Source organism: Micromonospora tarensis (assembly GCF_016803395.1).
GTDB classification, from domain to species: domain Bacteria; phylum Actinomycetota; class Actinomycetes; order Mycobacteriales; family Micromonosporaceae; genus Micromonospora; species Micromonospora tarensis.
The window spans coordinates 1-5038 of record NZ_JAEVHL010000346.1 but is presented as its reverse complement, the minus strand read 5'-3'; the positions used below and the strand labels follow the sequence as shown (position 1 = coordinate 5038).

4 protein-coding genes, 1 tRNA gene and 1 riboswitch are annotated in these 5038 nt (G+C 72.6%); of the genes, 2 read left to right on the top strand and 3 right to left on the bottom strand.

The features are described from left to right. Nucleotides 1-269: 269 nt before the first annotated feature. A complete protein-coding gene (locus tag JM949_RS33400) occupies nucleotides 270-815 on the top strand; it encodes a hypothetical protein (protein ID WP_203152036.1) in 546 nt (181 codons plus the stop codon). Between the two features lie 145 nt (nucleotides 816-960). Here the strand turns inward: JM949_RS33400 and JM949_RS33395 are convergent, their stop codons facing one another. Both JM949_RS33395 and JM949_RS33390 read right to left on the bottom strand, forming a co-directional pair. Further along, a complete protein-coding gene (locus JM949_RS33395; RefSeq protein ID WP_203152035.1) occupies nucleotides 961-1224 on the bottom strand; it encodes a hypothetical protein in 264 nt (87 codons plus the stop codon). 110 nt (nucleotides 1225-1334) lie between these two features. After that, nucleotides 1335-3485 (bottom strand): M14 family zinc carboxypeptidase, encoded by a 2151-nt coding sequence (locus tag JM949_RS33390; RefSeq protein WP_203152034.1) that lies wholly within the window; start codon nucleotides 3483-3485, stop codon nucleotides 1335-1337. A gap of 104 nt (nucleotides 3486-3589) precedes the next feature. After that, nucleotides 3590-3667: riboswitch (ZMP/ZTP riboswitch) on the top strand. A 25-nt stretch (nucleotides 3668-3692) separates the two neighbouring features. On the opposite strand from JM949_RS33390, the gene JM949_RS33385 reads away from it, so the two are divergent. Continuing rightward, nucleotides 3693-4562 (top strand): metallophosphoesterase, encoded by an 870-nt coding sequence (locus tag JM949_RS33385; RefSeq protein WP_203152033.1) that lies wholly within the window; start codon nucleotides 3693-3695, stop codon nucleotides 4560-4562. A gap of 163 nt (nucleotides 4563-4725) precedes the next feature. Here the strand turns inward: JM949_RS33385 and JM949_RS33380 are convergent. Beyond that, nucleotides 4726-4799: transfer RNA gene (locus JM949_RS33380), tRNA-Gly, on the bottom strand. Between the last annotated feature and the right edge of the window lie 239 nt (nucleotides 4800-5038).

The following is a 5038-nucleotide window of genomic DNA, read 5'->3' as shown; positions in this document are numbered from 1 at the left end:
GGCGCGGCGGCGGGTCGTCGCCGTCGTGCACGCCCGGGGTGCTGGTCGTCGGCCGTCGGCACCCTGCCGGGCCGGCTCGGGGCCGGGATGGTGGCGCAGCCGTCGCCGTCGTCGGTCGGGATCACCCATCAGCCGACCGTACCCCTCGCGGGGTGGGATTCGACACCGTCGTGCCGGCTCGCGTGCCGGACGGGGGCGGCGACCGATTTGCCGGCTGGCTACCCTCGATCCCAGGCGGTGGTGATGCCGTCGGTCAGGGGGAGGACGAGATGGCAGACCAGACGCAGCCGTGGGCGGAGCGGACCGTGGAGGTGCCACCGCAGGCCGGCGTCGGGGTGCCGGTCCAGCGCGACGGGTTCCGCCGGGGGGTCGCGGCGGTGGGTCAGCCGCGCAGCCCGCGAACCGAGCCGTTCCCGGTGGTCGAGCAGGAGCCGACCGGCACCGGCTGGCCCGGGGAGCCGGTGCCCCGCCGCTCGTGGCGCGCGCGGATGGCGCAGTTGCGGCGCGGCGGTGAGTGGAGTGCGGCGGCCGGGCTCTTCGCGTTCGTGTGCTGGGGCATCTGGGCGCTCTCCGGTCAGGGCGACCTGAGCGGCCCGTTGCTGGTGCTGGTGCTCAGTTCGTTGGTGGCGGTCGGCTTGTTCGCCCTGTCCCGGCTGGTCGGCCGGGTGGTGCTGGAGCGGCAGCTCGGCCGGGTCCGGCGCAGCGCTCGCGGCGCCCACCTGGCGACGGCGGTGTTCCTCGCCGGCCTCGGCGTGGCGTGGCTCCAGCAGACCGAGTGGGTCGTGTCCGCCTGGAACTGGATCTCCTCGAACTGATCACGGGCGCGCGCGGGCGGGTCGGCTCGGGGCCGCCCGCCCGTGCACCCGGTCGTCTCCCCACCAGGCAGGGTCGCTACTTACCCGGCCGGTCACGGTTCATCCGTGGCCGGCCGGTTCGGCTGCTAACCGCCGGTGTGGCTGCTCAGTGGGTGCCGCCGTGCCCCTCGGCGTCGGCCCTCGGCGAGGCGACCCGAGCGGCCGGGTCCTCGACGCCGGGCTCGCCGCCGTCCGGGGCGACCATCCCGTCGTAGGTGTAGAGCGGACCACCGTCGCGCTGCTTGGTGGTTCTGATGTAGCGGTGCATCATGCCGTCGATCTCCACCTCGACGAGAGCCTCGCCCTCGACGTCGAGGGTGCTGCCGTCCCGAGGTCCGCCGATCAGGTGTGCCGTTGTCGTCGTGTCCATGCCGAAATATCTACCCGGCCGTCGTCGCCCCGAAACGGGCGAAATGCCCCCGCGGACGCCGGCCCGGTGGCGGTGCCGCGCCCCGGGTGCGGACGCGGCACCGCCGACGCTCAGTTGCCGGCCGACTCGGCCGCGGCGTAGTCGCGGGCTACCCGGACCAGCTCCACCAGCCCGCCGGCGTACTCCTGGGACTCGCCGTGCGCCTCGTCGAACGGCGGCTGGAAGCCGACGCCCTCCCACTGGCCGGTCGCCGGGTTCCACCGGTCGTTGCCGACCTCGAAGTCCCAGGCGAAGATGCCCAGCTCGTAGTAGAGCTGGTCGGCCGAGTTGCCGGCGGCGGAGTAGAGCACGTCGGCGACCGGTCCGGTCTGCGACGGCCAGGTGACCGTGCCGCGCTCCTGCGCGATGGCGCCGACGATCCGCCGGGCGCTGTTGAGGAACAGCGTCGACTCGTCGATCGACGGCCGCGGCAGGGTGACTCGACCGTCGGCCCGGTACGCCCCGGGCGGCCACATGAAGTATCCGCCGTAGGAGTGCACGTTCATCGCGAACTTGATGTTGGTGTGGGCCTGGGCGAGCGCGACCACGTTGCGGCTCTCCGCCTCGGACAGCTCGCCGGTGCCCGCGTAGTTGCCGGACAGGCAGTTGGCGCTGGCACCCACGTAGCCGTCGAAGTACGACCCGACGGTGTAGTTACGGTTGACGTCGACACCCCACGAGGTGCGGTTCTTCGGGTCGCGGGCCGCCCCGGTGCAGTGGTTGACGAGATTCTTGCGCTGGAAGTTGAAGTCGTTGAACGAGTAGTTGGCGCCGTCCGGGTTGACCGTCGGGATGACGAAGATGTCGACCTGCTCCAGCAGTTCACGGGTGGCCGGGTCGGTCCGGGCGTTGGCCAGCATCCGCTCGGCGAACTCCAGCGTCACCAGCGGCGTGGCCCACTCCCGGGCGTGTTCCTGCGAGTACGCGAGCACGCCGACCCGGCTGCCGTCCCGGTGCACCCCGAGGCGCAGCGCCTGCACCGTCCACTGTCGCGCCGGCACCTCGGTGCCCTGGAGGCCGTCGTCGAGTCGGGCGGGGCCGGCGACGGGCATCGGCAGCCCGGCCGAGCCGTCCTCGACGGTGGCCTGGAACCGGGTCGACTGGCGCGAGTTGATCGCCGCGGCGACCTCGTCGGTGGTGCTCACCGTCTTGCCGGCGGTGTCGGTGGCCAGGGACACCGTGAGGACACGATCGCGGTAGCCGACGGTCAGCGGACGGTTCGGCCGGCCCGGGTCGACAGTCCGCACCTGTACGCCGTTCATGCCCTGGTCGCCGAAGCGGACCGACTCGACCACCACGGCGGCCACCGCCGGGTCGCCCAGGTACGCGGCGGCGGTGCGCCGGTATCCCTGGGTCTTGTTCGGCAGGTCGATCACGTCCACCAGGTCCCGGTACTGGCGGGCCAGCCGCTTGATCCGCGCCTGGATGTCGACGGGTGTCAGGTACGCGTCGATGAAGTCCTTCTGGTAGCCGGCCGGCAGCGGCGGTGGCGCGGCGTTGGGCCAGAGCGTCGGCGTGACCACCCGGCTGACCCCGCCCAGGCTGGAGGTGGCGCTCACCTGGACCGGTCGGTTCGGCACCGGCTGGGGAAGGTTGTAGTGGTACTGGTACTCGCCGGAGTCCTCGAACCGGTACAGCGGGAACGACCCGGTGGCGCCGTCCGCCGTCCGCCAGCTGACGGTGATCTCCACGTCCGGGTCGTCGGTGGCGGTGGTCGCCACCTGGACCTGGAGGAAGGTCTGTCCGCTGGTGGCCCACCAGTAGGCCTGCTGCACCTGGAGGGTGTCCACGGCGGTGGCGGCGGCGGTGCCGCGCTGACCGGTGCCCGGGGCGCGCAGCCCGGCGGCGGTGCGGGCCTGCGCCGCGCGGACGCTGTCGGCGTAGTGCCGGTCGCCGTCCCCGGCGCGCTGCACGACCTGCACGGCAGTCGCGCCCTGCGCGGTCAGTTCGGCGAGCTGCGCGCCGGTGAGCACCAGGTCGGCGAGGATCCGGCCGTCCCGTGCCCGGGGCCGGTTGGCCAGGTCCGCGCCGGTGGCGACGAGCCGGTCGAGCTGGGCCTGATCGCGGAGCTGGACCCGGACCACTGCGGTTTCGGTGGCGCTCAGTGTGATCGGGGCGGCTGGAGCGGCGGGTGCCGCCGCTCCGGAGGCGGGAGCGGACAACACTGCGCTGAACAGGATCACTGTGGTGGCGGCAGCTGTCCACCGTCGTCGGACGATCATGTGCCCTCCTGTGACGGACGTCGATGTGCTTGGTCCTTACACCAGTGCACAGATCGACACCTGTCAAGCGGCGTGGTTGTCGCGACGGGTGGCCGGCCCCTAGATTGGGTGCACACGACTGGCGCGGGTGGGCAGGACCACCGGGGAGTGAAGTCGGGGCATCGTCCGCCTGGGTGCTCCTTGTCGATCAGACGAGGAGGCGCGCCCGTGACCGCCCGCCACCGGATTCTGCACCTGTCCGACACGCACCTCAGGCACCCTGACGTCGATGCCGCCGCAGCGCTGGCGCGCATCCTGTACGACGTCCGCTTCCTGCCGGAACTCGACCTGGTCGTGGTGAGCGGTGACATCGCCGACGACGGCTCCGTCGACGGCTGCGTGGACGTACGCGAGCAGGTGGGTCGGTTCTGCGCCGAGCGCGGCGTTCCGCACGTCTACTGCACGGGCAACCACGACACCCGTGCCGCGTTCGCGGCCGCCCTCGGCTCCGGGCACCTCGCCGCCGACGGCACCGACATCGGTACGCCGATGACGGGCGGGTCCGGCCAGCGCGCCGCCGTCAGCGTCGTCGCCGGGCTGCGGGTGATCACACTGGACAGTCTGGTGCCCGGCCAGGTGCACGGGCAGCTCGACCCGGCCCAGTTGGCGTGGCTGCGGGACGTGCTGGCCGAATCCGCCGTGGCGGGCTCGGTGCTGGTGCTGCACCACCCGCCGATCGCCGTGTCCACCTCGCCGATCCTGGGCTCGGTGAATCTTCGTAACGCCGATGAGCTCGCCGAGGCGGTGCAGGGCACCGACGTCCGGGCGATCCTCTGCGGGCACTTTCACATGCAGCTCTCCGGCCTGCTCCGGGGCGTACCGGTGTGGGTGACGCCCGGCGTGGTCACCCGCATCGACTTCACCTCGCGGCCGGGCTGGGAACGCGCGGTGCTGGGCGCGGGGGCCACCGTTGTCGATCTCGGTGGCCCGGCCACTCCGCTCTTCCACGTGGTGCACGCGCGTGACCCGCGCGCCGGCGAGCAGGTGTACCTCGTCGACGCGGTGTCCCGCGAGGAGGTCGTGGGCGAGGAGCCGTGACGGCGCCGCTGGTGGTCGCGCCGCAGCGGCGTGCGGTGATGCGCCGTACCGGCGTGCGGTGATGCGCCGTACCGGCCTGCGGTGGTGGCGCCGTACCGGCGTGCGGTGATCAATGAGGGCGGCCCAGGTCGGCGGCGTTGCCGTTGACCTGGGCCGGATCGCGTGGAGCGGGCGACGAGAATCGAACTCGCGTAGTCAGTTTGGAAGACTGAAGCTCTACCATTGAGCTACGCCCGCGTGCACCCCGTCGGAACGGACCGCACCCACAGCGTACCCAATGTCGGTGGCCGACGTGTAACCGCGCCACCGCCCCCGCGACGCCCAGGTCGTTCCGACGCCGCGCCGCCCGCCCCGCGCCCACACGACTTCCTGGAACTCGCGGTATCCGGGCGCTCGTAATACCGCGAGTTCCAGGAAGTCGAGTTGATCAAGCGGGAGGGGCCGCGCGCCCGCCCCCGCCGCGCGCCCGCCCCGCC

Coding starts and splice junctions, on each gene's coding strand:
- JM949_RS33395 (WP_203152035.1), bottom strand. CDS start 1,224: ATGGACACGACGACAACGGCACACCTGATCGGCGGACCTCGGGACGGC.
- JM949_RS33390 (WP_203152034.1), bottom strand. CDS start 3,485: ATGATCGTCCGACGACGGTGGACAGCTGCCGCCACCACAGTGATCCTG.
- JM949_RS33400 (WP_203152036.1), top strand. CDS start 270: ATGGCAGACCAGACGCAGCCGTGGGCGGAGCGGACCGTGGAGGTGCCA.